Genomic DNA, 24,618 nt, shown 5'->3' on the forward strand with positions numbered 1-24,618 from the left:
CAGCATGGTATATTTTGTGAAAATTATAGTCAGAGAAATGCTGCATGCCTGTTTAATCACGTGGTTTACCCAACCGGAAAGGTATTGTATTTTCTTACACCATTCCGGTTGGGTATCTGCTACTAATATCCGGGATTTTGTTTAATCTTATCTTTGTTGATATCAATCTGGCTTTGAGGAACAGGAAAAACGAGGTTGTTTTCTGTCAGATCGGAAACCAGCCTGATCTCCTCTTTTTTGCTGTTTAATACGGGGATTGCCCGGCCAGTACGAACCAGGTCGAACCAGCGGTGGCCTTCAAATGCCAGTTCAACGCGCCTTTCCTGTTCGATCGCCAGGCGGAAAGCCTGCTGCGTGGGTAAATCTGCTGCCGTTTTCTTTGCCAGGCCGGCTCTTGTACGGACCATGTTCAGGTACGTGAATGCATCTGCGTTAGCCTGATAACCTACTTCGTTCAAAGCCTCGGCGTACATTAATAGAACATCTGCATAACGGATCAGCGGAATGTTATTGCCATTGTCATTTTTTGCAACCGGAACGTCGTAATACTTTTTGATAAACTTATCGGGAATAACCTGTCCCGCGGCGTTGGTATAAGAAGTAGCAACAGAGGCCTCTTTACGCAGATCACCGGCTTCATACGCATTGATGATGTCGTTGGTAGGCTGGTTATTGCCGTCACCTCCAAAGGCGATCACCGCATTGCCGGAATTCTGAGGCGCAAAGGAATTGGGCCATGCATTTCCCTCCCCGGCACCGCCTGATTTATACTGGATATCAAATACGGATTCTTTGTTGTTTTTATTGGCAACCTTGAAAACATCTGCATAGGAGGGCAGCAATTCATAAACACCCAGGTCAACAACTTCTTTAAGCTTGGCGGCAGCATCAGCATATTTCTTTTGAGTTAAATATACTTTGCCCAGGTATGCTTTTGCGGCGCCTTTTGTAGCTCTTCCAATGTCAGCGGCAGCATAGGTAACCGGCAGGACATTTTCAGCATCGGTAAGGTCTTTTTCAATCTGTGCATAAACCTCTGCTTTGGGAGTGCGTCCGAAAGAATAGCCTTCATCGGGTGTCGACACGGGTTTGAGGATCAGCGGAACATCCCCGAAAGTTTGTACCAACGTAAAGTAAACTACTGCCCGCAGGAATTTGGTCTCGGCAATGTATCTGGTTTTGAGGGCTTCGTCCATTGTCACTCCGCCGATTTTGTCCAGAATGGTATTGTAGCGTGCAATTACATTGTAAGCGTCATTCCAGCGGCCGGCAATAAACGGATTGGTCGTTTTAATATAAAAACGGTCAAATTCATCCTGATCCGTAACCGATCCGGAAGCAACGGCAACGGTATTATCCGAGGCGATTTCTCCAAAAACGTAACTGTTTCCTGCCAGTCCGCCTGCCTGCAGACCTGCATAGCCTCCGTTCAATGCATTTTTGAAATCATCAGCAGTTTTATAAAAAATGTCACTGGTTGCTGTTGAAATCGGTTTTAAATCCAGAAACTCCTCGCTACAGGAACTAAGTAAAACAGTAATTAAGAGAACTGTATATGGCTTAATGATTTTCATTGCGGTATTTATCTTTAAAATTGTAAATAGTTGCCCGGGCTTTGTTTACAGGCCAATGTTGATCCCGATTGTAAAAGTCTTGGCCAATGGATATACACCATAATCGACCCCACCGGTGAGCGGGCCCTCATAATTGCTTACCTCCGGATTGAAATTGAGGTATTTGGTAAAAGTAAACAGGTTCTGTGCCGACGCGTAGATCCTTACCTGTGACAATCTGGCTTTATTGATCAAAGATGCCGGGAGCTGATAGCCCAGACTGACATTCTGGATTCGCAGGTAAGAACCGTCTTCTACCCAGCGAGTTGAAACAGCATTGTTGTTGCCGGTTGTACGGGCATTGGCGCGGGGCGTTACACCGTCACCCGGATCTGCCGGTGAGCGCCACCTGTTCAGAACCGTGGTCAGCTGATTGGCATTTCCTTCCAGGTTTTCAAAAAACCGCCGGCTCAGGTTCAGGATTTCTCCTCCCTGGGATCCCTGTATGGCAATACTCAGGTCAAAGCCTTTGTAGCTCAATGTATTTGTCATTCCGTAAATAAAGTCCGGCTGGTTGTTCCCAATGATCGTACGGTCATTGGCATCTATTTTATTGTCACCATTTACATCTTCGTATTTTACGTCTCCGGGCTTGGAGGTAGGATCATGCGGATAGCTGTCCAGGTCGGCCTGATCTTTGAAAACACCCAGTTGTCTGTACCCGTAAAAGCTGCCGATTGGTGAGCCGATCTGTGTAATGTTTGTTTCGCCGATTCCGCTCCCACTGCGGATCGGATCGCCGGTTGGCCCCAGTGCAACAACTTTGTTGCGGTTAAAAGACAGGTTCAGGTTGGTGTTCCAGGTCAGGGCTTTGGTCAGGTTCCGGGTAGTTACTGCAAATTCCCATCCTTTATTCTGCATTTTACCAATATTCTTTACTGCGGTGCTAAAACCCGTCACGGTTGGCACATTCACAGAAAGCAGCAGGTCTTTGGTCGTACGCTGGTAATAATCAACAATAAGGAAAACACGATTGCTGAAAAGTCCCAGGTCAATGCCGGCATCCAGCTGCTGGCTGCGTTCCCAGCCAAGTTGCGGGTTGGCAAGAGACGATGGTGCCAGCCCATTTACCAGATTGTTGTTAAAGCTGTAATTATCCGATCTGAGCGTAGCAACATAAGGGTAATTATTAGTGAACGCATTGTTTCCGGCCAAGCCATAGCTTACCCGCAACTTGGCCTCGGTTACAGCTGCCATGCTTTTCATAAATCCCTCCTCACTGATGCGCCAGCCCAGCGATCCTGCAGGAAATGTTCCCCAGCGGTTATCCGCCCCAAAGATGGAAGAACCGTCACGGCGGACAGAAACATTAATCAGGTATTTTCCCCTGTAATTGTAATTCGCCCTTGCAAAATAGGAGGCCGAGGCATTTTCCAGTTTGGAAGAAACAGCGGTTGTCGTCGTGCCACTGGCACTTCCGTTCAGGGTTTCCACGACGTCGTTGGGGTAGGAGCTGCCGGTTCCCTGGCTATCCTGAAATTGGAATTTGGTGGATTCCATCCCGATCAGAATGTCGAAATTATGGATATCGTTCAGCGATTTGCTGTAATTCAGCGTTTGGTTGAAAAGCCAGCTCAGACTTTGATCGGAGTAGGCTGTTCCGGTGGATACCGTAGGGGGCAGGATCTGGTTGAGCGGCATCCTGGAAGTACGGTATGCATTCCGCCGGTTGCCAGTGAAATTGATGTTTCCTGACACACGGTAATTGAGGTCTTTAAGGATTTTGAGCTCGGCATACGTGTTGCCCAGTAAATTGGTCGTTAAATACTGGCTGTTGTACTCGGTGATATTGGCAACCGGATTGGTGATGCCCGGGTAATTGTAGGGCGCTGCAAAAGCCGCTTGTGACGTGTAGGAGCCATCTGCGGCATAGATCGGTATCATAGGCATCACCGACAAAGCAGAATTAATCACTGCGTTGTCCGCCCAGTGGCCCGCATCTCTTACTTCCTGCTGGATTCTGTAAGTAGGGTTCAGGTTCAATCCGATTTTAAGGATCGGCAAAACATCAACTTCCACATTGGCGCGTAACGTATAACGGTCCAGGGAAGACCGGCGAATGATCCCGTCCTGCTGCAGGTAGCCGCCGCTGATGCTGTACCGCGCCTTTTCGCTTCCGCCGGAAGCAGAGAGCTGGTAGCTGTTCATTTTAGCCGTCCTGAAAATCTTATCCTGATAATCGGTATAGGGGAGGGCAGCAACCTTGGCAGGATCATCAAAATCCAGCCAGTCAAATACCTCGCCTCTCGGGTAGCGGTAGCGCAAGTAATCCGTAGGTCTGGCGCTGTTCGGGTCCGTGATGTTAGCACCTGGAATGTTACCCAGATAAGCATTATTGGAAGCATCTTTACCAAACTCTGCAAACTGCTGCGAATTGATCAGGTCGATTTTTTTGCTTACCTGCTGAAAACCGGTAAAAACATCCAGATTTACGCTTGGCTTTCCGCTTTTCCCCCTTTTGGTTGTAACCAGTATCACACCGTTGGAACCCTTTGAACCATAAATGGCTGTGGAAGATGCATCTTTCAACACATCAATGCTCTCGATATCATTGGTGCTCAGATTACTGAAAATACTGGCATTGACGATGTTGCCATCTACAACGATCAATGGGGCATTTCCGGCACTAATCGATCCAAAACCACGTACTTTGATTGCTGGCGTACTGCCGGGCGTTCCACTGTTTTGCTGAATAACTACTCCTGGAATTTTACCCTGGAGTGCTGTCGCAACGTTGGATACCGGCATGTCTTTGACCTCACTCATGGGAACCGAAGAGATAGCTGCCGTAACATCCGCTCTTTTTTGCGTGCCGTAACCCACCACAACCACCTCTTCCAGGGATTTTGTATCAGTTTGAAGAGTAACGTCCAGTACAGTCTGGTCAGTCACTGCTATTTCCTGGGGAATATAGCCCACAAAACTGAAAATCAAGGTGTTTGCGCCATCCGGAATGCTTAGTTGGTACGATCCGTCCACATTCGTGGATGTCCCGCTCTGTGATCCTTTGACCACCACGCTTACGCCTGGGAGTACTTCTCCTTTGTCATCTTTTACAGTTCCTGAAATATTTCGATCAATTTTTGATATTATGCCTGCCTGCAAGCGGCTGTCAAATGTAACCCCGTATAAGAATGTGGCCGATATAAACTGTACCATTCCGAAAAGCTTATAAAAAGGAAAAAGCCGTCGGGTAAATAATCTTTCTTTCATAAGAAAATGGTTAGGATTAAAACAGAGCCACTGTGATTTGGTTAAATGTGGCTAGGATTACGACTAAGGTTTGGCGGTCCTACCCTGAAATTGAGAAGGTGCCAAATTCAGTACATTGTATGAAATTGCCTTTTCCGCAGGAATTATGTCAGCGTAAATGATGATCTTCCTTTCGTGATCTGTCCAGGATTGACTCATTTATTGAGCAGTACGCACAATTGCGGATCAACGCGCGAATAAGAGTTTGATGTTGAAATATTCGGTGCTCAAAACGTACTTTCTGTTCCTTGTGAAAACCACATTCTTAATCGTCTGACAGTCTGATTATATCAGGTAAATCCATCTTGCACTACGTTAAAGTGTACTGTTGTAAGCTGCGTTGTACACATACATGCGTCGCGATGCATGATTACCTTTGAGCAGTTGAAAATTTCTTTGGCTTGACACCCATATGCTTTTCGAATACTCTGGAAAAGTGGCTCAGGTTGGCAAAGCCGAGTTGATAACCTACCTCCGAAACTGACAACCCTTCTGCTTTCAACAGACGGGCCGCCTCATTGATGCGGAACGCCTGATAGTAGCTGAATACGCTGTTACCAAATATTTGTCTGAACAACCTTTTTAACTTGGTCGGACTCATTCGGGCGCTTCTGGCTAATTCGCTGATCACCGGCGGGACTTCCAGGTGTTCCAGCATTTGTCCCTTAATTCTGTAAATGGTCTGGATATCCTGTCCATTCAATGCGTACAGCTGATTTTCATCCCGCTTTTCCAGGGCCATTAACAATCGGCAAATCAGTTCTTCGGACTTTACACGCCGGTAAAACAAGGCGAATGTGTCATCAATCGTTTCGCTTACCAGTTGATCAACAATGGTTTGCAAAGCAGGAAAGATCATTTCTTCAAAAAACAAAGGCTGCGTGTTTTCCAGCAGGCCTTGCAAGACCGGTGATTTTTGAGATGAATGGAAGAGTCCTTTCAGATATGTGGCATCCACTTCAATATTGATCATTGCCCGGCTGCGTTGGATCGGAATAACCAGGCTGGAGTTCAGGCGACTGGTTACAATCAAAACGGACGGGGTTTGCTGATCCGGTGGTACATGGACTGATTTAGTCAGGACATGCTGAAACTTAAACAAGATCATTCTTTCCGCAATAGCTGCATCCGGATTGTCGATGACGATGTCTTCCCGGAGTTGGTAATCGAAAATCATCAGCCGGATAAACTCGTTAAATACGAACCCGGTGCAGTAACCACTGCCGAATTGCTCCGGAATGTCCAGTCGCCCGTTTTTCACCTCTGTCCCGAGTTGATGAGCCAGCCCGATCAGCACTTTAGGTATCATTGATTGTTTGTTTTCCTCCATGATGTCTTTTATGACTGATTTTGCGTCCAATATAGCTATTTAGTCTATAACGGACTTATTACGTTTGCGTTGAGGTTAAACAACACAAACTCATGATCCTTCATAATAAACAAGTGGCCATCATTGGAGCTGGGCCCGTAGGTCTTACCTTAGCCAGCTTATTACAACAGCAAGGAGTTCATGTAAAGGTCTACGAGCGGGACAAAGATGCACAGGCCAGAATCTGGGGTGGTACCCTTGACCTTCATAAAGAGTCCGGGCAAGCCGCTTTGAAAAAAGCAGGTTTACTGGACCGCTATTTTACGCTGGCTAAACCAATGGGAAGAACCTTGGCCGATCAGCTCGGTAATGTGATTTTTTCTAAGAAGCCAGCCGCTGAAAACCGGTATGATCAACCCGAAATCAGCAGAAATGATTTACGGTCTTTACTAATGGAGAGCTTGTCTGCCAACACTGTGGTTTGGGACAGAAAATGTACAGGGCTTTCCCAGGACAATGGAAGATGGCGTCTGTATTTCGACGAAAAACCAGATGATGTCGCTGATCTGGTAATCGGCGCAAACGGTGGGATGTCCAGGGTAAGACCTTACGTGACAGATGCACAGGTCGAAGACACCGGCACCTTTATTATCCAGGGCGAAGTGCATGACCCGATACGGAAATGCCCATCCTTTTACCACTTGTGTGGCGGCAATATATTGATGAGTTCGTATCAAGGTAACTTGCTGGTAGCAAACCCAAGTAATGGCGGGGCGTTGGCTTACGGAATAACATTCCGGAGACCAGAAGAATGGTCAAATGGCTATGGACTTGATTTTGAAAGTCCGGCTTGCATCCGCACCTACCTTTCCGAAAGATTTACCGATTGGAACCGGCGCTATCATGAATTATTCAAGGCCACATCGTTCTTTGTTGGTTTACCAACCCGAAAATTGTCTTTTGATCATCCTTGGAAAGCAGACCGGCCCTTACCCATTACGCTGATCGGCGATGCTGCGCATTTAATGCCGCCTTTTGCTGGCCAAGGTGTAAATACCGGCTTGATGGACGCTTTATTGTTAGCAGATAATCTGACCAGCGGTAATTATCAATCCGTACAAGCTGCCATTGAAGATTATGAGCATAAGATGTTTGCCTATGCGTCAGAAGCGCAGAGCGCATCCAGCAAGAACGAGCTGGAAATTCGTCAACCCGGCTTTACGTTTCAACGATTCATATCTTAGCATGCTGGTTCCAGAATACGGAAGTTATTTCTGAACGTGTCCTATTGCATTTTGTGCACAGCTATACGACTGTCTGTATGAAGACTCCGACTTATGCTTGACAATGTTTCGCGGCGGCAACTGTATAGCGTTATACGGACAAAATGAATTCGGATAAGTGATGATGGTCAGCTTGACCTTGGTAAAATGGTATGGATCGTGAGGCTTGCAATTTATCCGGTATAAAATGAATCATATGCCTGCTTTGCAAGGCCGGATAGATGTTCAGTCAATGAAGCCGGCTCCATGATTTTAACAGCGCCTGCAAAAGGTAACAACCAGGTGGACAAATAAGTAAGTGATCCAACTAAAAACAAGATTTCCAGGCTTCCGTCTGGCAGGGTTTGTTCATGCGTCCATCCATATTTGTGCTTGGTATCATGAAGATGCTGAACCCGGGCAGGTGATACCTTCGAAGAATTGAAATGGATCACCACCTTTTCCTGGTTCCTGCTTTTGGCTTCGTTGGCCCAGTATTGCTGCAATGTTTCCGGACGTGGAGGGAACGATTCCCCGGATACGGACAAGTTACAGATACGGTCAAGTCGAAAGTTCCGGAATGCCTGCCGCAGGCGACAAAATGCCACTACATGCCAGTGCTCACTTAGATAGAGGCCGATCGGCTCAATCTCGCGCATGGTGGCTTCTCCTGATTCTGCGGCTTGATAACGAATGTGTACGACACGGTGCGATGTAACAGCAGAAACGAGTTGCTGGTAGGTATCTGGCCGCTCGGATGCACTCGGCGGCTCCATCACATGGATGTAAGGTTCTACGGTTTCCAGATGGTCGCGGTCTGAATACCTGAGTGCTGCCCGAACCTTGTCCATGGCTGCGCCGCTCAGCTTGCCTGTAGCTGTATCGGTGAGCCTTGAAGCCAGTTTTTCAGCAGTCAGCAATGCGATGGCTTCCTCACGTGTGAACATGACAGGCGGCAGACGGTATCCTTCCAGCATTGCGTACCCTTTTCCTTCCTGTGTCACGATCGGGATCCCTGCACTTTCAAGGGTCCTGATGTCCCTGTAAATGGTACGCGTGCTCACTGAAAAACGTACTGCCAGCTCCGTAGCGGTTACGTTCCGTTTTGTTTGTAGTAGTGTAAGCAAGGCCACAAGTCGGGACAGCCGGGTCGCTTCTGAATCCATCTTGGATTTGAGTTTTGATTAAACAACGATGCAAAAGAGCCCGGAGCCGGGCTCTTTTGCAATCCTTTTCAGACAAATAAACTACTTTATCACCGTTGCTTCCAGTTCGATGGTAAGCCCGCCAAACAAACCCTTCACTTCAAGCAAGGTAGTCGCTTGCTGGATGCCATGCTTTGCAATCCAGCTTTGATATGTCTGCACGCAGCTTGTGAAAAACTCTTGTGTGGAAGTGGTGTAGACATTTAATCTTACAATACCGCCAGGCTCGTATCCAGCTTCGCTTATCAGATGCTCCAAGTTCCGGATCGTCAGCTCAAACTGCGTAAGCATATCAGCGGCAACAGGCTGGCCATTGGCAGCTATGGCAACTTGCCCGGAACAATAAAGTGTTCCGGCCGGTTGCTTGATTTCGACTGCCTGTACTGAATTGCTGTACTTGCCCCATTCCCAGGGATCGATTGTGTTCTTTTCCATTTTTGCTTGTGATAACATGGTTTGTTTTTGTTTCCACAAAGCTCCTTTGGTGAAGTGACAGCAGTATGTCATACCCCTTCGATTAATTCAAGGGATTTTTTGAAATGCGGACTTGTAATTTTGATTCACTATATATGACAACGTCCTTACCTCATGTCAGCGCTTCGCATGACTAATTACTTGTTTTCTTCAAAGCCTGATTCAAGAAGATGTCTCTTGATTTTTATCTATGATATTCGATAAACCGCAAAATTCGATCGAATAAATGAAATCATCCTTAACGTACTTTCGCAACCTCTGAATACTTGGTATTTTGTTTCAAAGATAGGATTGCCAGCATTACCAGGCAAAATACTGGTTTAGGAATAGCCGGAATGAGAAGGTAGCAACTGTGGAACATATCGATATTTCATTGGGAGAATTATCTAAACCCGGTACATACTCTTTTGATAATGAAGACTCTCTGGCCTTAGGCGCTTATTCAATCAGGGTTCAAGACGAGAACATTCCCTTGACTGTTATAAAAAGATGTTATTATGATGAAATTAGAGACAAACGCAAGGGAACCCTGACAATTACTAAGCTTGATATGGATAAGGGAATACTTGCTGGAACATTTGAATTTACATTAATAAAATCGACGGTTTCCGAAGACTGTGATCCAATTCTGAAAATTACGGAAGGAAGATTTGATATGAAGTTTTAGTTGTTAAACATACATATCAAATCGAAACAGGCTTGCACCGTCTAATGGTTTCCCGCCAAATAATAGTTAGTTACATAACACACATAATATGGTAAGTGAAACAAATTCAAACCGGAGATTGAGGAATCATTTCAGCCAACGTTCGAAACAAACTTTATAATGCTGCGGCAGAAATCCATTTGAGCTAATTACGTTTCAAGAACATGAATGAAGCAAAGTCAAAAACGGCAACAAATTTCACTTCTGTACGTCAAACGCATTTTAATTCTCAGATTAACGTTTTCCTACAAAATCGATAATGGATTAGAAACTCTGGAGTACAGCGATGAATCGTGTTCCAGCTCCATATTGGCGTATTCTACTGCTGTTGTAAAAGACATCGGTGAACGGTAAATGCCGAATTTCCAGTAAGGACCAGATGCATCCGGATAACCGATTCCTATTCCGGACAGATTCAGGAGCTGCTTGCCGTTCTGCCACCATTGAAGTTGCCCGTTTGTAGGAGAAAACCGTACGCGTACAACGATCTTTTGCCAGACACCTCGATTGAACCGGGTAGTTCCGCGGACGACCGCCTTCGGACTTACCGTATGTGGATTGGATGTGGTGGAACAGGTGCAGATGGATATGGTGTCGTCACCTTCCAGTTTGAAGCCTAAAACAGGCGCAGAACTGATGTCTCTGTCATCTTCACTGGCGTGAAACTGGCCAAGGTAACAAAATTCGCCGGAAGAAAGGTTTAACGAGCTACCCTCCGCAAGCCTGACGGAAAAAGAAAGCCAGACATCCTTGTTGAAGGGCAGGTTGTTGTTTTTGGAATAAAATTCGGAACGCTCTCTGTTCTGGTTGTTTGCATCGCCCGACCACCTGTCACCGGCGTTCACCTGCATGCGATAGATTGGAGCTCTCGTGTTCGTTGCCTTCTGCAGTGACCAGGATTTGCTTGGCGTTTGTGACATGTAGGAATTGGAAAGGATGTCCAGCATCGTTCCCGTCGGGCCTATGCTGGTATAATCCAGTTGCTGTTCGACAGCAGTAGGATCATCGCCATCGCCCGTACTTGTTTCCGAGCTATCGTAGAAGTTGACGTACTGTACTTCGGTTCCTGAGGGGGCTACCTGATAGCTTCCGGAGATATCATTAACCCAGGTCCTTCCATCTTTCCGCTGAACTAAAATATCACATTCCGAGCTGGAAGAAGGCTTGGCAAGTGTGACAATATCCGCACTGCGGGTAACTGTGCTTCCGTTGGTGCGGATGTAAGAAGTCATCTGGCTTCCTTTTTCCAGCTGAGCGCCCCAGATCAGTATACCGCTGCTGCCATCGCCCCGGTAAGAGGTGGCGCCATTAGAAATCTCGGTGCCTATTTTGACAGAACTTTCCGAGGATTTTGCTTTGAAAGTGGCAGAACATCTTACCCATCCATTGCCGGCATTTTTAATAGATGCGGAAGTGATGACATCGCTCCGGTTGCCTATTACTCTGTTTGCCAGATCAAAGTGGACCGTGTGTCCGATGATGTTGAAGTAGGCCCATTTACGTTCAGAGTATTTAAGAAACGCACTGAATGTATAAACGCTGTCCGTATTCGTGGACAAATTGCTCGCAGGGGCGATGTAGTGGACAGAACTGTTAGAATTCTCTTTGATCTTGAAAGCATAGGTTTTCCCATCCGGGGAGCGGCTGCCCGAACGCACTGCCGATGCATTCTCTTTCCGCCAGAAGGAGTTGTCAAATACCTGGGAGTAGCGTACTGAATTAGTTGTAGCAGGTTCTATCAAAGCACCTGTCAGCGACAAGCTGGCAAGGTCATAATTAAATCTAAGCCCCAGGTAAGGAGCTACCGTAGTAGGTGTATATGTAGATAAATTGGTACCTTGTTCAAACTGCGCACCCCATGCATACAGGAATTTGGAAGTACTGCCTGAATAGCTGGTGTTATTGCTGTCATTGAGCATGTATAGATGAAATCCGGATTGTGTGCCCAGGTCCGGAACGCCGCTGAGTTTAAGCCTCCACCAGCCATTTCCGCAATTGATTGCCTGATAACTGGTTACATTTGAGCTTGTAGAAATGAATGTGCCGTTGGACAGGTTGAATTTTACACCCGGGTTGCCTCCTTTGAAAGACGATCCGTTTGAAAAGCTAAGCTGTACTCTGCTGCAGGTAGCTGCTTTCAGGTAAATACTGACCGTTATGGGTACGTTCCGTGCGACATTCAGCTCTCTGGTAATACGGTGTTCACCTGAGGAACTGCTCTCAATGATTTTATTGCCTGTTTCTGAACCATCAATGGCCGTTATACTGCCCGGTATCGAGACCGAGGTTCCTACCTTGAGCCAGGCGCTGTTTGTAGCATTTTCGCTGTAAGTAAGCCAGTTCTGTCCAGGCTGGGCGAAATGCAGGTATCCATCCTGTCCGAAAAAAGATGCTTCACTTTTGCGGGTGACGGAAAGATTGGTGTTCGCAGACTTCGGCATTACTCTGAAGTCAAATACGCTTAGTGGGGAAGATGTTTCTTCAATAATCATAATTTTCTGAATACATGATTGAACTTGCATAATGCATGCTAGCCGGAACAACAGCAAATCGACTTGTAGATCTATTGAATAGGCACAAAGTTTCTGATACACAGAAGTTTCCGTTTCGGGTTAACCTCGTGTCCTGTTAAAAGATTTTTTTAATATTTTTTGAGTTTACTGCAAGCAGGAAAGGAGATAATCCTGTCTGGTGCAGTAATCACTTAGGTTGTACCGAACCGGAAAAGACGGAAACAGCCTGACAGCAAATTCGAAAATTTACTGCAAAATTTATTGTATGTAACTTGTTGATAACAGATACTTCAAACTATTTAATCATTCAGGAGCATCGGCAAACGAATGACTTAACTGTTGCTGATCGCTAGTTAAACCAGCAGAATATCTATTTTAGAGGAGTAGATTTATTGTGCAAACATATTAATAAAATTCAATAAACCGCTTTTCAAAACAATAAAATTTCAAAATACCTTGAGAATAGTATTGTGTTTCTTTTGAAAATGGAAATTGTTTAGCGTTAAACTGTCCGGTTTCTGGAGATACTTACAAGCCCGAATAGTTGCTGATGACAAATAAGTTCGGGCCGGTTAGTATAAGGCTTGCACGCTGGATTGCATTCCCAACCTGGATCCTGTCAGTATTCCAGTATAACAGGCAATCCGGAACAAGTTGATTAATACCGATGTGTAATCCATCCTTGCTGGTAAAGTAGTAGAAATTTTGCAGCGGTCAGCATTGGAACAAGGGTTGCCATTATTTATACGAACTGACATTGACCCGGAATCCTTCAGCAAGGGAAAGGTTCAGTGGTGTCCAGAAAAGCAGATTGATAAAAATTTATGCTGCCAGGAAAGCCAAATTGATGCGGCTCAAAAGCAGATACTGGACTTTTTCGAGGAATCACCGGTGTCAATTGCCTTGATTGATGCGTTTGAACTGACCTATACCATGGCTAATGCTTTCTACAGTCAGCTGGTCGGCAGAACGCCCGAGCAACTGGTCATACCGGAGAACTGCGAAATGCCGAGATCAGTGTTTTCCAGTAATATTGCCGCTTTTTCAAGTTTAATGGCGCACAAAAAACTCAATCAAGGTTTGTCTGCTCGTATCCAGTATTTTGCTGTACAGACTTTCCCGGCTCATGCCCACTTGCCAACAGTTTGCGTTTGTTATTACTTTTTGTTACTTTTTTGTCATTCTGGGCGAAGTCAAAGCTTTTTTAAAAGTTTTACCATCAACTCATCATTACGAACTCTAGCAACTAAGAATGAAGCATCCCTTATGCACCGCTATCGCAGCATTTTGGCTTTTTGCCAGCTCTTTCGCCTCAGCGCAGATGATTACTCTGACCAACCCGATTCTGACCGGATTCTATCCTGACCCGAGCGTGGTTCAGGTCGGAACCGATTATTATCTGGTCAATTCCACATTCTCGTATTTCCCCGGCATTCCGGTTTTTCACAGCAAGGATTTGAAAAACTGGAAACAAATCAGCAATGTGATCGACCGTGCCACGCAGATGGATTTCATGGGAGAGAAGTTAACGCGTGGTTTGTTTGCACCCGCAATCAGTTACCACAACGGAACCTTTTATGTTACCTGCACGGACATTGATCATGACGGGAATTTTATTGTAACGGCCAAAAACCCGGCAGGCCCGTGGAGCAATCCGGTGCGTGTTCCGCAGGTACGCGGCATTGATCCTTCGTTGTATTTCGATGATGACAACAAAGCTTACATCGTTTACAACAGCGATGCTCCTGACCGGAAGCCGCTTTATTCCGGCCACCGCACCATTCGTATATATGAACTGGACCCGGCAACTTTAAAGGTCGTAGGCGAAGAAAAGCAGCTGGTAAATGGCGGGGTCGATCTGAGCAAAAAGCCCGTCTGGATCGAAGCGCCGCATATCATGAAGAGAAATGGCTGGTACTATCTCTATGCAGCGGAAGGCGGTACGTCGGTGAACCACACGGAGGTGGTGTTCCGGAGCAAGTCGGTTTGGGGACCTTTCGTGCCTTACGAAAACAATCCGGTCCTGACGCAAATGGGACTGCCGGAAGATCGGAAAAATCCGGTTACTTCCGCTGGTCACGCGCAATTTGTGGATGGTCCGGATGGGAAGACTTATGCGATTTTTCTGGCGGTCCGTCCATATGAAGGGGATTATTATAACACTGGCCGCGAGACCTTTATAGCGCCTGTGGAATGGAAAAACGACTGGCCGGTTATTAATCCCGGCAGCAAGGAAATCAAATACGAATATACAGCCCGTTACACGGAAGCGAAGCAGAAAGACGCGCTGCCACAGGCGGGAAATTTTGATTATACCCTGACATTTGAAAAAAGCCTCGATCCGTCTTTTTTGTTCATGCGCACGATCGATAGTTCGTCATTTTCATTGTCCAGAAGTTCAGGTCTGACCATGAAACTGAAACCGGAAACGGTAATGGAAACAGGCAATCCTTCTTTTATCGGAAAGCGCCAGCAGCATCTGTATTGCACCGCTGAAACGGAAATTGCTTTTTCTGCCAGATCGGAAAAGGAAAAAGCCGGACTGACCATTCTGCAAGACGAATCTCATTTTTATTTCCTTGCCAAATCCATGGAAAAGGGCAAGCCGGTCATTCAGCTTTATAAAGCCGGCGCAGATCCAAAAACCATGGAAGTGCTTGCCCAGTTACCGCTTTCGGATCAATCCAGGCCCGTTAAGTTGCGCATTACGGCAGCAGGAGATGCATACAGCTTTTATTTTTCAACAGGTTCCAAGTGGGAATTGCTGAAAGATAAAGTCGATGCAAAATTTCTGAGTACGCAGGTTGCCGGCGGTTTTATAGGCTGTTTGTTTGGCATGTATGCCACTTCTTCGGGTGAGCAGGCGGATAATTCTGCGTCATTCAAATACCTCCGATACAGTGGTAATGATCCGGTGTTCAAGAGTATGTCTCATTAAATTTCCTCTTTGTTTTATTGAGTAAATAACTAAAATAAAATGCAATGCAAATGAATGTGTTTAAAAACCTGATGATCGGGTTCGGCCTGTTGGTGAGTAGTGTGGCTTTCTCACAATCGAATTTCAGAAGTCAACAAATCGGAATGGGCGTGGTTGTTTCGGATATGGAACGCTCACTGGATTTTTATGTCAATGGAATTGGTATGGTGCAGGCAGGGAAATTTACAATAGGTGCCGAATTTGGAAAAAGAGGTGGTTTGACAGGCGGTGATTCTGTTCAGGTCCACATTCTCAAACTGGAAAACAGCCCGCAGGCCAGTGACTGGAAGCTGATGAGTTTTGGCAGAAAAGCGGCTCATCCCAAACCGAAGTTTATCCAGGACGATACGGGTGTGCAGTACATTACCATTCAGGTAAAGTCATTGAAAGGCATCATCGAAAGGCTGAAACAGCGCAACGTGACCTTCCTCGGTAGTACGCCGACGCCGTTAAATAAGGATGCGCATTTTGTGCTGGTGCAGGATCCGGACGGGACTTTTGTTGAACTCATAGGGCCGCTCGAATAACCAACTGCGACTCGTCTGCCTTTTAGGAACGAGAGAAAATTGGCGGATCTGGGATTTTGGAGAAAAATTGCGGATCTGTTGGAATCCGGGCAGGGAAAGCGGCTTACGCTCTTATTATAATCAAGAATATCAATGGAAAAGCCTGGAAACCGGTCGGCGCGCCTTTAAAAATGGCCTACACGATTCTGTAATTTATGGGAAACCGTTCCGTTCTTTTCATTTACTCCGCCAAAGAGGCAGGCGGCTATGCGGACTTCGGTTATTTCGAAATGACGGGTTCTTTTTTAAATTATAAATCCGTGTTGCCGCTTACAAAAAGGGAGATAATGATAACAACGCATGCATCGATGAGCATTTTACGCATTATACTCGGACTGATTTTACTGCCAGGTTTGCTGTTCGCCCAAGTCCGTTTGCCGAAGCTTGTCTCGGATAATATGGTCTTGCAGCGCGACCAGCCGATAGCGATCTGGGGCTGGGCTGCTCCGAAAGAAAAGGTAACTGTCACATTCAAAAACAAAAATTACCATGCGGTGGCCAAAGCAGACGGCAGCTGGAAAACGGAGTTGCCCGCACAGCCTGCCGGGACAGGATTCGACATGGTTATCAAAGGTAAAAATCGGGTTCAGATCCGGAATATCGCATTCGGCGATGTGTGGCTGTGCAGCGGGCAGAGCAATATGGTGATCAACATGGAGCGCGTCAAGGAGCGGTTTCCCGAGGACATTGCATCGGCCCGTTATCCCGACATCCGTAACTTTTTTATTCCTGCCAGAACGGATCTGAACGGTCCGGAAAAGGATTTGCCGCCATCACAATGGAAAGCAGCCACGACGGCTGACATTTTAAGCTTTGGCGCGGTTTCCTATTTTTTTGCGCGGGACTTGTACGAGCAATATCACGTTCCGGTCGGCATTATCAACAGCTCGGTAGGAGGAACGCCCATAGAGGCCTGGATCAGTGAGCAGGGGTATGGAAATTTCGGTGACATTCAAAAGGTAATCATTCAAAACAAAGATACGAGCTATGTAAATGCCCGCATTTCAAAACCGGTGCTTTCAAAATCTTCCATGCCGGAAAATACCGATACCGGACTGTCCGAACATTGGGAGCGTGCGGATTATAAACCGAAAGGCTGGCGGAATTTCAACATTCCCGGTTATTGGGAAGATCAGGGATTGAAGGAACTGGACGGCGTGGTCTGGTTCAGAAGGGAGTTTGATGTGCCTGTGAACTGGGCCGGAAATCCCGCCAAACTCTTTATGGGACGCATTGTGGATGCAGATGAAATGTACGTCAATGGAAAAAGGATCGGCGGGACAACTTACCAGTATCCGCCACGCAGATATCAGATTCCGGAAGGAGTTCTGAAAGCAGGTAAAAATACATTCGTGATCCGGGTAACGAATCAGGCAGGCAAAGGCGGATTTGTAACTGATAAACCTTATTTCATGCAAATGGGTGAGGAGCAAATCGATCTGAAAGGAACCTGGCAGTATAAAGTCGGCAGGGTAGATGAGCCGCTGGAAATGCCGGACAAAACAGCGCCGCTGATTGCTCAGAACCAGCCCGCTGCCTTGTATAATGCCATGATTGCCCCTGCATTGCCGATGAAGCTGAAAGGATTTGTGTGGTATCAGGGAGAATCCAATGTAGGCAATGCAAAGGATTATAACCGCTTTATGCCGGCTTTGATTCAGAACTGGCGCAGTCTTTGGAAGTCCGAAAACCTGCCGTTTCTGGTCGTGCAGCTGCCCAATTTCCAGGATATCAGCTACCGTCCCGTCGAAAGCGATTGGGCCGTACTCCGCGAGGCGCAGAACAAGGCACTCACGTTAAAGCACACGGCCGTGGCCGTTACGATAGACCTGGGCGAATGGAATGACATTCATCCGCTGAACAAAAAAGACATCGGGAAAAGACTTGCGCTTGCAGCCAGAAATCTGGCATATGATGACAAAAGTGTAGTTTACAGCGGTCCGAGACTTACCTCGCATAGCATTGACGGCGACAAAATCATACTTACATTCAGTGATGTAGCCGATGGGATAAAGTCGGCCGACGGAGAGGATTTGCGCTGGTTTGCAGTGGCTGGCGAGGACAAACATTTCGTATGGGCAAAGACAAGAATTATTGGCAAAGACCGGATCGAGCTGTCCGGCGAATCGGTGAAAAGTCCGAAATACGTGCGCTATGCCTGGCAGGACAATCCGGAGGGGATCAACTTTTATAATTCGGCCGGTCTGCCCGCTTCGCCGTTTCGGACCGATGGCGATTTTTTGAATGATAATTAATCTGAAATGATGTTTAAAAAAATACTGCTGACGCTTTTCAGTTTCCAGCTAACCTGCATGGCTACCTTCGCGAGCAACCCGACCGCGCCTGAGGACGATGATGGGTACCGGTTGTGGCTTCGATACGAGCCGGTGACCAATGCCGCCATAAAAGTGGAATACCTGAAATATGCTTCGTTTATAGCAAACACTGAAAAAGGTGAAATCACAGGCAGCGCGTTGAAAGAGCTGCAAACGGGGCTGAAACAGCTGATTGGTAAAAGGGTCCCGGCTATAACTACGGCTGGAAGCCGCACCGGCGGCGTTGTATTCTCGCTTAAACCTGCCACTGGCGACTCCGCGGCGAAGGAAGGTTACCAGATCCAGCCGGTATCCGGAAACATTGTGATCAGCGCGCAGTCGGAGCGCGGCATTCTGTACGGCACATTTGCGTTGCTGAGGCATATGCAAATGCAGCAGCCGTTAAAAAACCTCCGTATTTCCAGCACTCCGAAGATTCGCTACCGCATGCTCAACCATTGGGATAATACCGACGGAACCATCGAGCGCGGTTATGCGGGCGGTTCGATCTGGAAATGGTATGAGCTGCCCGAGCGTGTGGACCCGCGGTATGAGGATTACGCCCGTGCCAACGCTTCACTGGGCATTAATGGTACAGTGCTGAACAACGTAAATGCCAGCGCACGCTTTATGTCGCAGGAATATATCGGCAAGGTCGCGGCTATTGCCAATGTGCTGCGGAAGTACGGGATTAAAACGTATTTGTCGGTTTACTTTGCTGCGCCCAAAACGCTTGGCGGACTGGCAGGCTCCGATCCGCTCGATCCCAACGTGCGTGCGTGGTGGGCGGACAAGGTGGCGGAGATTTATAAAACCATTCCTGATTTTGGCGGTTTTCTGGTCAAAGCCAATTCAGAGGGAGAGCCCGGCCCGCAGGATTATGGCCGCACGCATGCGGATGGTGCCAATATGCTGGCCGCAGCATTGAAACCCTACGACGGCATTGTCGTTTGGCGCGCATTTGTATACAAAGCTGATCCGGATGCAGATCGTTTCAAGGCCGCTTACGAGGAATTTGTACCGCTCGATGGTCAGTTTGATCCCAAGGTAATCGTACAAGTCAAAAACGGCCCGATCGATTTTCAGCCTCGCGAGCCATTTTCACCTTTATTCGGCAACATGCCCAAAACACCGCTGGGGATGGAATTTCAGATTACGCAGGAATACCTTGGTTTTGCTGCGCATGCCGTGTACGAAGCACCGCTTTTCAAGGAATGTCTGGAATCAGATACCTGGGTGAACGGGCAGGGATCGACGGTCGCCAAAGTAATCGACGGTAGTTTGCACGGGTATGAGCGTACGTTAATAGCTGGCGTAGCCAACACCGGCAGCGACCGAAACTGGACCGGTCACCCGCTGGCGCAGGCCAACTGGTATGCATTTGGCCGGCTCGCCTGGGATCACCAGCTCAGTGCCGAACAAATCGCTGCGGAATGGACGCAGCTTACGCTGACACGCCAGATTAAATCCAGAGAACACATTGTAAAAATGATGCTCCGGTCCCGCGAGATTTACATCGGTTACAACACGCCCCTCGGCTTGTCACGACCCTGGATGGGTGTGCACTTCGCACCCGAGCCCTGGCAAAGCCGCGGTGCCCGCCCAGACTGGACGGCCACGTACTATCACCGCGCCGACTCTGCCGGATTAGGCTTCGACCGCACAACTTCGGGCAGCAATGCATTGTCCCAGTACCGTCCGCAGGTGCAGGCGCAATGGAATGATCCTGACAAAACCCCGCTGCCTTACCTCTTGTGGTTTCACCACGTAAGCTGGAATAAAAAGCTGGGCAGCGGACGCACACTCTGGGACGAACTTTGTCATCGCTTGTATTCAGGCGCGGACTCGGTATCATGGATGCAGCAGCAATGGGAGCTGGCCAGAAACGATCTCGACACAAGGGTGTATGCCGACGTTGCGGGGCGGTTGAAAGTGCAGCGGCGTGAAGCGATCTGGTGGCGCGATGCCTGGCTTCTATATCTGCAGACGTTTTCCCGTCAGCCTGTTCCCGCAAGTCTGACGCCGCCGGATCGGACTTTGGAAGAGGTAAAAAAATCGGTGAATATCTATCTGATGCGGTAGGCGTGTACATCCGTCAGTGTGCCGGACTATTTCCTTACCAGCTTGACGGCAGAACTTTCGAAAGTGCAAATGCGTAAGAAAATCCGCCATGAACGCTTTATGGAATGAAGCTTCGAAGGCAGGCGCTATCGGAATTTGAAATGCTGGAAAATAGCGTCGCAAGTGCTGGACGGCGTACCTTATGTTTTCAGGATGAAAAGTATTTCATGCCCATTCCGCAGCGCGAGATCGAGAAGAATCCTGACCTGAAATAAAATGCCGGCTGCTAACAATCTGCCATTTACTGACTTAGCTCATTGCCTATGAAGTCCAAATTTCAGCTTATTCTACTGGCCATCATTTTGTCGGTCACCTTTGCAAAACCGGTCAGCGGACAAGCGCTTAACTCCGGTTTCGTTCCGAAAAACGGCGACCATATTATCCTGCTCGGCAACACCTTTGCCGACCGGATGCGCCACTACGGTTATTTTGAAACATTACTTCAGAAAAACTTTCCAGACAAGCATCTTACCCTGCGCAATATGGGATGGAGTGCTGATGAAGTGGGTCTGCAGCCCCGGCCGCTGAATTTTCCAGGTTTCGGAGAAAAAACAAAAAGACTGACCGAAGGTCAGAAAGAGGTGAAATTTCAAGGCTTTACGCATGAAGGCGAGCGCATCGTTATGCCTGTGGCGCTTAATTTCGAAGGTTTGAATCAGGATTTATATGATCAGAAAGCAGACATGATCTTCCTTTGTTTTGGAATGAATGAATCGTTTAAAGGTGCCGCCGGCTTGCCGCAATTTGAAAAAGACCTTCATGCATTCATCCGGAACCTGCAAAGGAACCGGTACAACGGCCGCTCGGCGCCTTCGCTCGTGCTTGTTTCCCCGATCGCGCACGAAGAACGGGGCGTTCATTTTCCAAATCCTGCGGAGCACAACAAAAATCTGGAATTGTATACCAAAGCCATGCAGAAAGCGGCTTCCACAAAGGGGCTTTATTTCATCGATCTTTTCACAAAGTCAATGGCCAGGATGAAACAGAAAGGGCAGGAGAAGCTGACTATCAATGGCATCCATCTCACTGGCGCCGGTTACAAGCTGGCTGCCGAATGGATGGGCCAATCGTTGGGGTTTGGAAAAATGCCCGATTTGAACACCGAAAACAGCAGGAAACTTCTGGCGGTAATCAAAATGAAAGATGATCATTTCTTTTACCGCTGGCGCGCAGTGAATGGCGAATACATTTATGGCCGCAGAAGGGAGCCGTTTGGCGTCATTGCATTTCCGCCGGAGCTCAGGAAAATTAACCAGATGACGGCTGCACTGGATTCGGTGATTTGGGAAATGGGCAAAAGCAATGATGCCGAAGCGTATAAAAATGCGGTTGAAATCGTGGACAGGCGTGGAAAACCGGTTGACCCCATGCTCATGCCCGACATTCCGATGACAGGACGGCAAGGCGAAGCCGCGAAAGCAGCGGCGCATGCACAGCATGAGAAAATGTGGCCTGCAACAACCGACCAATTCAAGCTGCCGGAAGGTTACGAGATCAATCTTTTTGCCTCGGAAAAGGATTTTCCGATTGAAAAACCGGTGGCCATGAACTTTGATGCACGCGGAAGGCTCTGGGTTGCGACAATGCCCACGTATCCGCAATATTTCCCCGGCATTCCGGTTCATGACAAAATCGTGATCCTGGAAGACACCGACGCAGATGGCAAGGCCGACAAGCACACTGTTTTTGCAGACGACCTTTATCTGCCACTGGGCTTTGAATTTGGCGATGGCGGCGTTTATGTGTCCCAGGAGCCGGATATTGTGTTTTTAAAAGACACCGACGGTGACGACAAGGCCGATCATCGCGAAGTGGTTTTGACGGGTTTCGGCTCTGAAGACAGCCATCACGCCACGCATGCATTCACATTCGGGCAGGATGGCGCACTGTATTTCAATGAAGGCACATTCCTGAATTCACAAGTGGAAACACCTTATGGCCCGATCCGCTCCTATGCCGGTGCAACTTATCGCTACGAGCCGCGTACGGCGAAACTCACGCACTACATTTCCTATCCTTATTACAATCCGTGGGGCAGTGTTTTTGATAAATGGGGCATGCATCTGATCGGTGACGCATCCGATGGTTCCAATTATTTTGCCCCGCCCATGACCGGCAATGTCACCTATCCCGACAAGCATCCGCGCATTGAAATGTTCACGGAAACGCGTGTAAGGCCCACTGCGGGCATCGAGATCGTTTCCAGCAGCCAATTTCCCGATGAAGTTCAAGGTAATTTTCTGGTCAACAATAACATTGGTTTTCAGGGAACAAAGCAACACCGCATCATTCCGCGCGGCTCGGGTATCGGCAGCCGGGAAGTGGAAGCGATCCTGCAATCCGAAGATCCGAATTTCCATCCGATCGACATAGAATTCGGTCCGGATGGCAGCCTGTACATTGTGGACTGGTACAATCCGCTGATCTCGCATGGCGAAAATCCGCCGCGCGATCTTGCCCGCGACAAATCGCACGGTCGCGTTTGGCGGATCACTTACAAAGGCAAGCCAGTGCTGAAAGTAACGGACGTTTCAAAACAAAGCATTTCGGAGTTACTCAATAACTTGAAGGCCTGCGAAGACCGTTTCCGCTATCGTTCGCGGGCGCAGATCCGGGAAAAGAAAGCAGCGGAAGTAATGCCTGAACTCAGAAAGTGGATCGCTGCCCTGGATGAAAGTGATCCGCAATATGAGCATAATCTGCTGGAAGGTTTGTGGCTTTATCAGGATTTCAATGTGGTTGAACCCAACCTTCTGAAAACAGTACTCAACGCAAAGGAGCCTCAGGCACGCGCCGCAGCCACAAAACTGCTGCTATACTGGCGCGACCGCATTCCCGGATCGCTGGAACTGATGCGCGCCCGGCTCAATGATGAATCGGCGCGGGTCAGGATGGAGGCCATTGTAGGTATGAGTTTTTTCAGTTCAGAAGAAGCCGTGATGGCTGCTACGGATATCTTTAATTATCCAACCGATTATTACTTGGATTATGCTGTGCTCGAAACATTCCGGTTTTTAAAACCCGTCTGGCTGGCAGGAATGAAGCAGGGAAAAAGCTTCGGGACAAATCAAAAATCAGCCATTCCGTATCTGTTGAAACTGGCAAATGCACAGGAACTCGCCACCTTACCACAAACGCCTGACGTACTGACTGCCTTGCTGACCCGGCCGGATATCCATGCTGCAGAAAAACAGGAGGCCATGGGCAGCCTGGCGGAAAAGCAGAAAACGGGGAAGGTTAATGTGCTTTTGAATGCGATTCGGGAAGAAGAAAAAAGCAGGCAAGGTGTTTCCCGGCAAAATTCTGGCCAGCAAGAACTTATCAAACTTTTGTTGGCTTCTGAGCCTTCGGAGCTGAAACTCCATCTGGCTGAATTGACGAAACTGATCCGTGCGGATACAAGTCAAGTGATGCAGGCGACCGGTTTTGCAGCCGTGATCACTGCCCAGCAGTCGGACGAATCTTTGCAAGAAGCCATTCCGGAGAAATTGGCGGCTTATCTGACAGGAATATCCATGTTAACCAATGCGGATCTAAAAGCTTCGTTTTATAAAAAAGTAAAAGATCTCGCTCCGAAGATGCCAGCAACCGGCTATCCATTATTAATGAAAATGACGATGGAAAGCGAATCCAAAACGCAGAGCACAATGGATTTTATCGCGTCGTTAAACAGTATCTCTGAAAATACTCAGAACGCACCCGCATTCGCCGCTGCCATTACGACCATGAAAAGCATGGTAAATGGCATACCGGAAAAAGACAGAAAGGCAGTGCTTTCTCTGCTGGAAAAGATGGGAACCATTGAAATTAGGCTCGTAGCGGTTGAAGCGAAAATGGCCTTTGACAAAAAAGTTTTAACGGTTCCCGCGGGTAGAGCGGTAACATTGGTTTTTGAAAACCCTGATTTGATGCCGCATAATGTGGTGATCGTCAGACCCGGAACGACCGGGAAAGTGGGCGAGGCGGCGGATGCGATGGCGAGTCTGAAAGATGGTTTTGAAAAGAATTTTGTCCCGTCTACGCCTGACGTACTGTTTGCAACGCCGCTCGTTAACTCAGGAAAAAGCTTCCGGCTTGAATTCAAAGCGCCTGCCCGGCCAGGCGACTATCCGTTTATCTGCTCATTTCCCGGACACTGGCGGGTTATGCAGGGAATCTTGACCGTTACGGACGCCAAAACGCCGTAGCCTAGTCAAACCTGAAACGAGCCGTGTTCGCCTCTGGACCAGGAAATCCATACAGCCAATGCCTCCGTGGATTCTACTTGCCTTGTCTTCTCACAAAAAAAGCCGTCTTGGAGTTTCC

14 protein-coding genes and 1 pseudogene are annotated in these 24,618 nt (G+C 47.7%); 9 read left to right on the top strand and 6 right to left on the bottom strand.

Annotated features, from left to right (window positions below; translation table 11 throughout):
- Positions 1-122: 122 nt before the first annotated feature.
- The 3 genes from FEM55_RS14945 to FEM55_RS14955 all read right to left on the bottom strand — a co-directional run bounded on the left by FEM55_RS14945 (position 123) and on the right by FEM55_RS14955 (position 6,174).
- A complete protein-coding gene (locus FEM55_RS14945) occupies positions 123-1,574 on the bottom strand; it encodes a RagB/SusD family nutrient uptake outer membrane protein (protein WP_171036558.1) in 1,452 nt (483 codons plus the stop codon).
- Positions 1,575-1,619: 45 nt separating this feature from the next.
- Positions 1,620-4,826: a SusC/RagA family TonB-linked outer membrane protein gene (locus FEM55_RS14950; RefSeq protein WP_229209275.1), complete on the bottom strand. Its 3,207-nt coding sequence runs from the start codon at positions 4,824-4,826 to the stop codon at positions 1,620-1,622.
- 409 nt (positions 4,827-5,235) lie between these two features.
- Entirely contained in the window at positions 5,236-6,174 is a 939-nt protein-coding gene (locus FEM55_RS14955; protein ID WP_212748309.1) for a helix-turn-helix transcriptional regulator, read from the bottom strand.
- Between the two features lie 113 nt (positions 6,175-6,287).
- Here FEM55_RS14955 and FEM55_RS14960 point away from each other — a divergent pair, with 113 nt between their 5' ends.
- Positions 6,288-7,418, top strand: a complete 1,131-nt coding sequence (locus FEM55_RS14960) for an FAD-dependent oxidoreductase (protein WP_138282158.1) — start codon at positions 6,288-6,290, stop codon at positions 7,416-7,418.
- Positions 7,419-7,630: 212 nt separating this feature from the next.
- Here the strand turns inward: FEM55_RS14960 and FEM55_RS14965 are convergent, their stop codons facing one another.
- Positions 7,631-8,602, bottom strand: coding sequence for a helix-turn-helix transcriptional regulator (locus FEM55_RS14965; RefSeq protein ID WP_138282159.1), 972 nt, complete (start codon positions 8,600-8,602; stop codon positions 7,631-7,633).
- Between the two features lie 81 nt (positions 8,603-8,683).
- Entirely contained in the window at positions 8,684-9,076 is a 393-nt protein-coding gene (locus FEM55_RS14970; protein ID WP_138282160.1) for a RidA family protein, read from the bottom strand.
- A 379-nt stretch (positions 9,077-9,455) separates the two neighbouring features.
- On the opposite strand from FEM55_RS14970, the pseudogene FEM55_RS14975 reads away from it, so the two are divergent.
- Positions 9,456-9,782 (top strand): annotated as a pseudogene (locus FEM55_RS14975) (Riean_0653 family protein); the annotation flags it as partial.
- A gap of 284 nt (positions 9,783-10,066) precedes the next feature.
- Here the strand turns inward: FEM55_RS14975 and FEM55_RS14980 are convergent.
- Positions 10,067-12,313, bottom strand: a complete 2,247-nt coding sequence (locus tag FEM55_RS14980) for a phage head spike fiber domain-containing protein (protein WP_171036559.1) — start codon at positions 12,311-12,313, stop codon at positions 10,067-10,069.
- Between the two features lie 726 nt (positions 12,314-13,039).
- Between FEM55_RS14980 and FEM55_RS14985 the strand changes: the two genes are divergently transcribed.
- From FEM55_RS14985 to FEM55_RS15015, 7 genes are all read left to right on the top strand, one after another.
- Complete coding sequence (locus tag FEM55_RS14985; protein ID WP_138282163.1) at positions 13,040-13,699, top strand: hypothetical protein; 660 nt, start codon at positions 13,040-13,042, stop codon at positions 13,697-13,699.
- The gene (locus FEM55_RS14990) at positions 13,656-15,272 is read left to right on the top strand and encodes a glycoside hydrolase family 43 protein (RefSeq protein WP_229209276.1); all 1,617 of its coding nucleotides are present in this window, start codon (positions 13,656-13,658) and stop codon (positions 15,270-15,272) included. The genes FEM55_RS14985 and FEM55_RS14990 overlap by 44 nt, the downstream gene beginning before the upstream one ends.
- 50 nt (positions 15,273-15,322) lie before the next feature.
- Positions 15,323-15,838 carry a VOC family protein gene (locus tag FEM55_RS14995; RefSeq protein WP_138282165.1) on the top strand — a complete coding sequence of 172 codons (516 nt, stop codon included), beginning with the start codon at positions 15,323-15,325 and terminating at the stop codon, positions 15,836-15,838.
- 194 nt (positions 15,839-16,032) lie between these two features.
- Positions 16,033-18,132 (top strand): sialate O-acetylesterase, encoded by a 2,100-nt coding sequence (locus tag FEM55_RS15000; RefSeq protein WP_229209277.1) that lies wholly within the window; start codon positions 16,033-16,035, stop codon positions 18,130-18,132.
- 57 nt (positions 18,133-18,189) lie between these two features.
- Positions 18,190-20,274 carry an alpha-glucuronidase family glycosyl hydrolase gene (locus FEM55_RS15005; protein ID WP_229209278.1) on the top strand — a complete coding sequence of 695 codons (2,085 nt, stop codon included), beginning with the start codon at positions 18,190-18,192 and terminating at the stop codon, positions 20,272-20,274.
- A gap of 104 nt (positions 20,275-20,378) precedes the next feature.
- Positions 20,379-20,528, top strand: a complete 150-nt coding sequence (locus FEM55_RS15010) for a RagB/SusD family nutrient uptake outer membrane protein (protein ID WP_138282166.1) — start codon at positions 20,379-20,381, stop codon at positions 20,526-20,528.
- Positions 20,529-20,576: 48 nt separating this feature from the next.
- Positions 20,577-24,500, top strand: coding sequence for a PVC-type heme-binding CxxCH protein (locus tag FEM55_RS15015; RefSeq protein WP_138282167.1), 3,924 nt, complete (start codon positions 20,577-20,579; stop codon positions 24,498-24,500).
- Positions 24,501-24,618 lie beyond the last annotated feature (118 nt).

The sequence above is a fragment of the Dyadobacter sediminis genome (assembly GCF_005860765.1).
GTDB classification, from domain to species: Bacteria; Bacteroidota; Bacteroidia; order Cytophagales; family Spirosomataceae; genus Dyadobacter; species Dyadobacter sediminis.

Excerpts from the sequence above, each read along its gene's own strand:
- FEM55_RS14965 (WP_138282159.1), bottom strand. The coding sequence starts at position 8,602 with ATGGATTCAGAAGCGACCCGGCTGTCCCGACTTGTGGCCTTGCTTACA.
- FEM55_RS15010 (WP_138282166.1), top strand. The coding sequence starts at position 20,379 with ATGAAGCTTCGAAGGCAGGCGCTATCGGAATTTGAAATGCTGGAAAAT.
- FEM55_RS14950 (WP_229209275.1), bottom strand. The coding sequence starts at position 4,826 with ATGAAAGAAAGATTATTTACCCGACGGCTTTTTCCTTTTTATAAGCTT.
- FEM55_RS14955 (WP_212748309.1), bottom strand. The coding sequence starts at position 6,174 with ATGATACCTAAAGTGCTGATCGGGCTGGCTCATCAACTCGGGACAGAG.
- FEM55_RS14990 (WP_229209276.1), top strand. The coding sequence starts at position 13,656 with ATGATTACTCTGACCAACCCGATTCTGACCGGATTCTATCCTGACCCG.
- FEM55_RS14970 (WP_138282160.1), bottom strand. The coding sequence starts at position 9,076 with ATGGAAAAGAACACAATCGATCCCTGGGAATGGGGCAAGTACAGCAAT.
- FEM55_RS15015 (WP_138282167.1), top strand. The coding sequence starts at position 20,577 with ATGAAGTCCAAATTTCAGCTTATTCTACTGGCCATCATTTTGTCGGTC.
- FEM55_RS15005 (WP_229209278.1), top strand. The coding sequence starts at position 18,190 with ATGGCTACCTTCGCGAGCAACCCGACCGCGCCTGAGGACGATGATGGG.
- FEM55_RS15000 (WP_229209277.1), top strand. The coding sequence starts at position 16,033 with ATGGGAAACCGTTCCGTTCTTTTCATTTACTCCGCCAAAGAGGCAGGC.
- FEM55_RS14945 (WP_171036558.1), bottom strand. The coding sequence starts at position 1,574 with ATGAAAATCATTAAGCCATATACAGTTCTCTTAATTACTGTTTTACTT.
- FEM55_RS14995 (WP_138282165.1), top strand. The coding sequence starts at position 15,323 with ATGAATGTGTTTAAAAACCTGATGATCGGGTTCGGCCTGTTGGTGAGT.
- FEM55_RS14980 (WP_171036559.1), bottom strand. The coding sequence starts at position 12,313 with ATGATTATTGAAGAAACATCTTCCCCACTAAGCGTATTTGACTTCAGA.
- FEM55_RS14960 (WP_138282158.1), top strand. The coding sequence starts at position 6,288 with ATGATCCTTCATAATAAACAAGTGGCCATCATTGGAGCTGGGCCCGTA.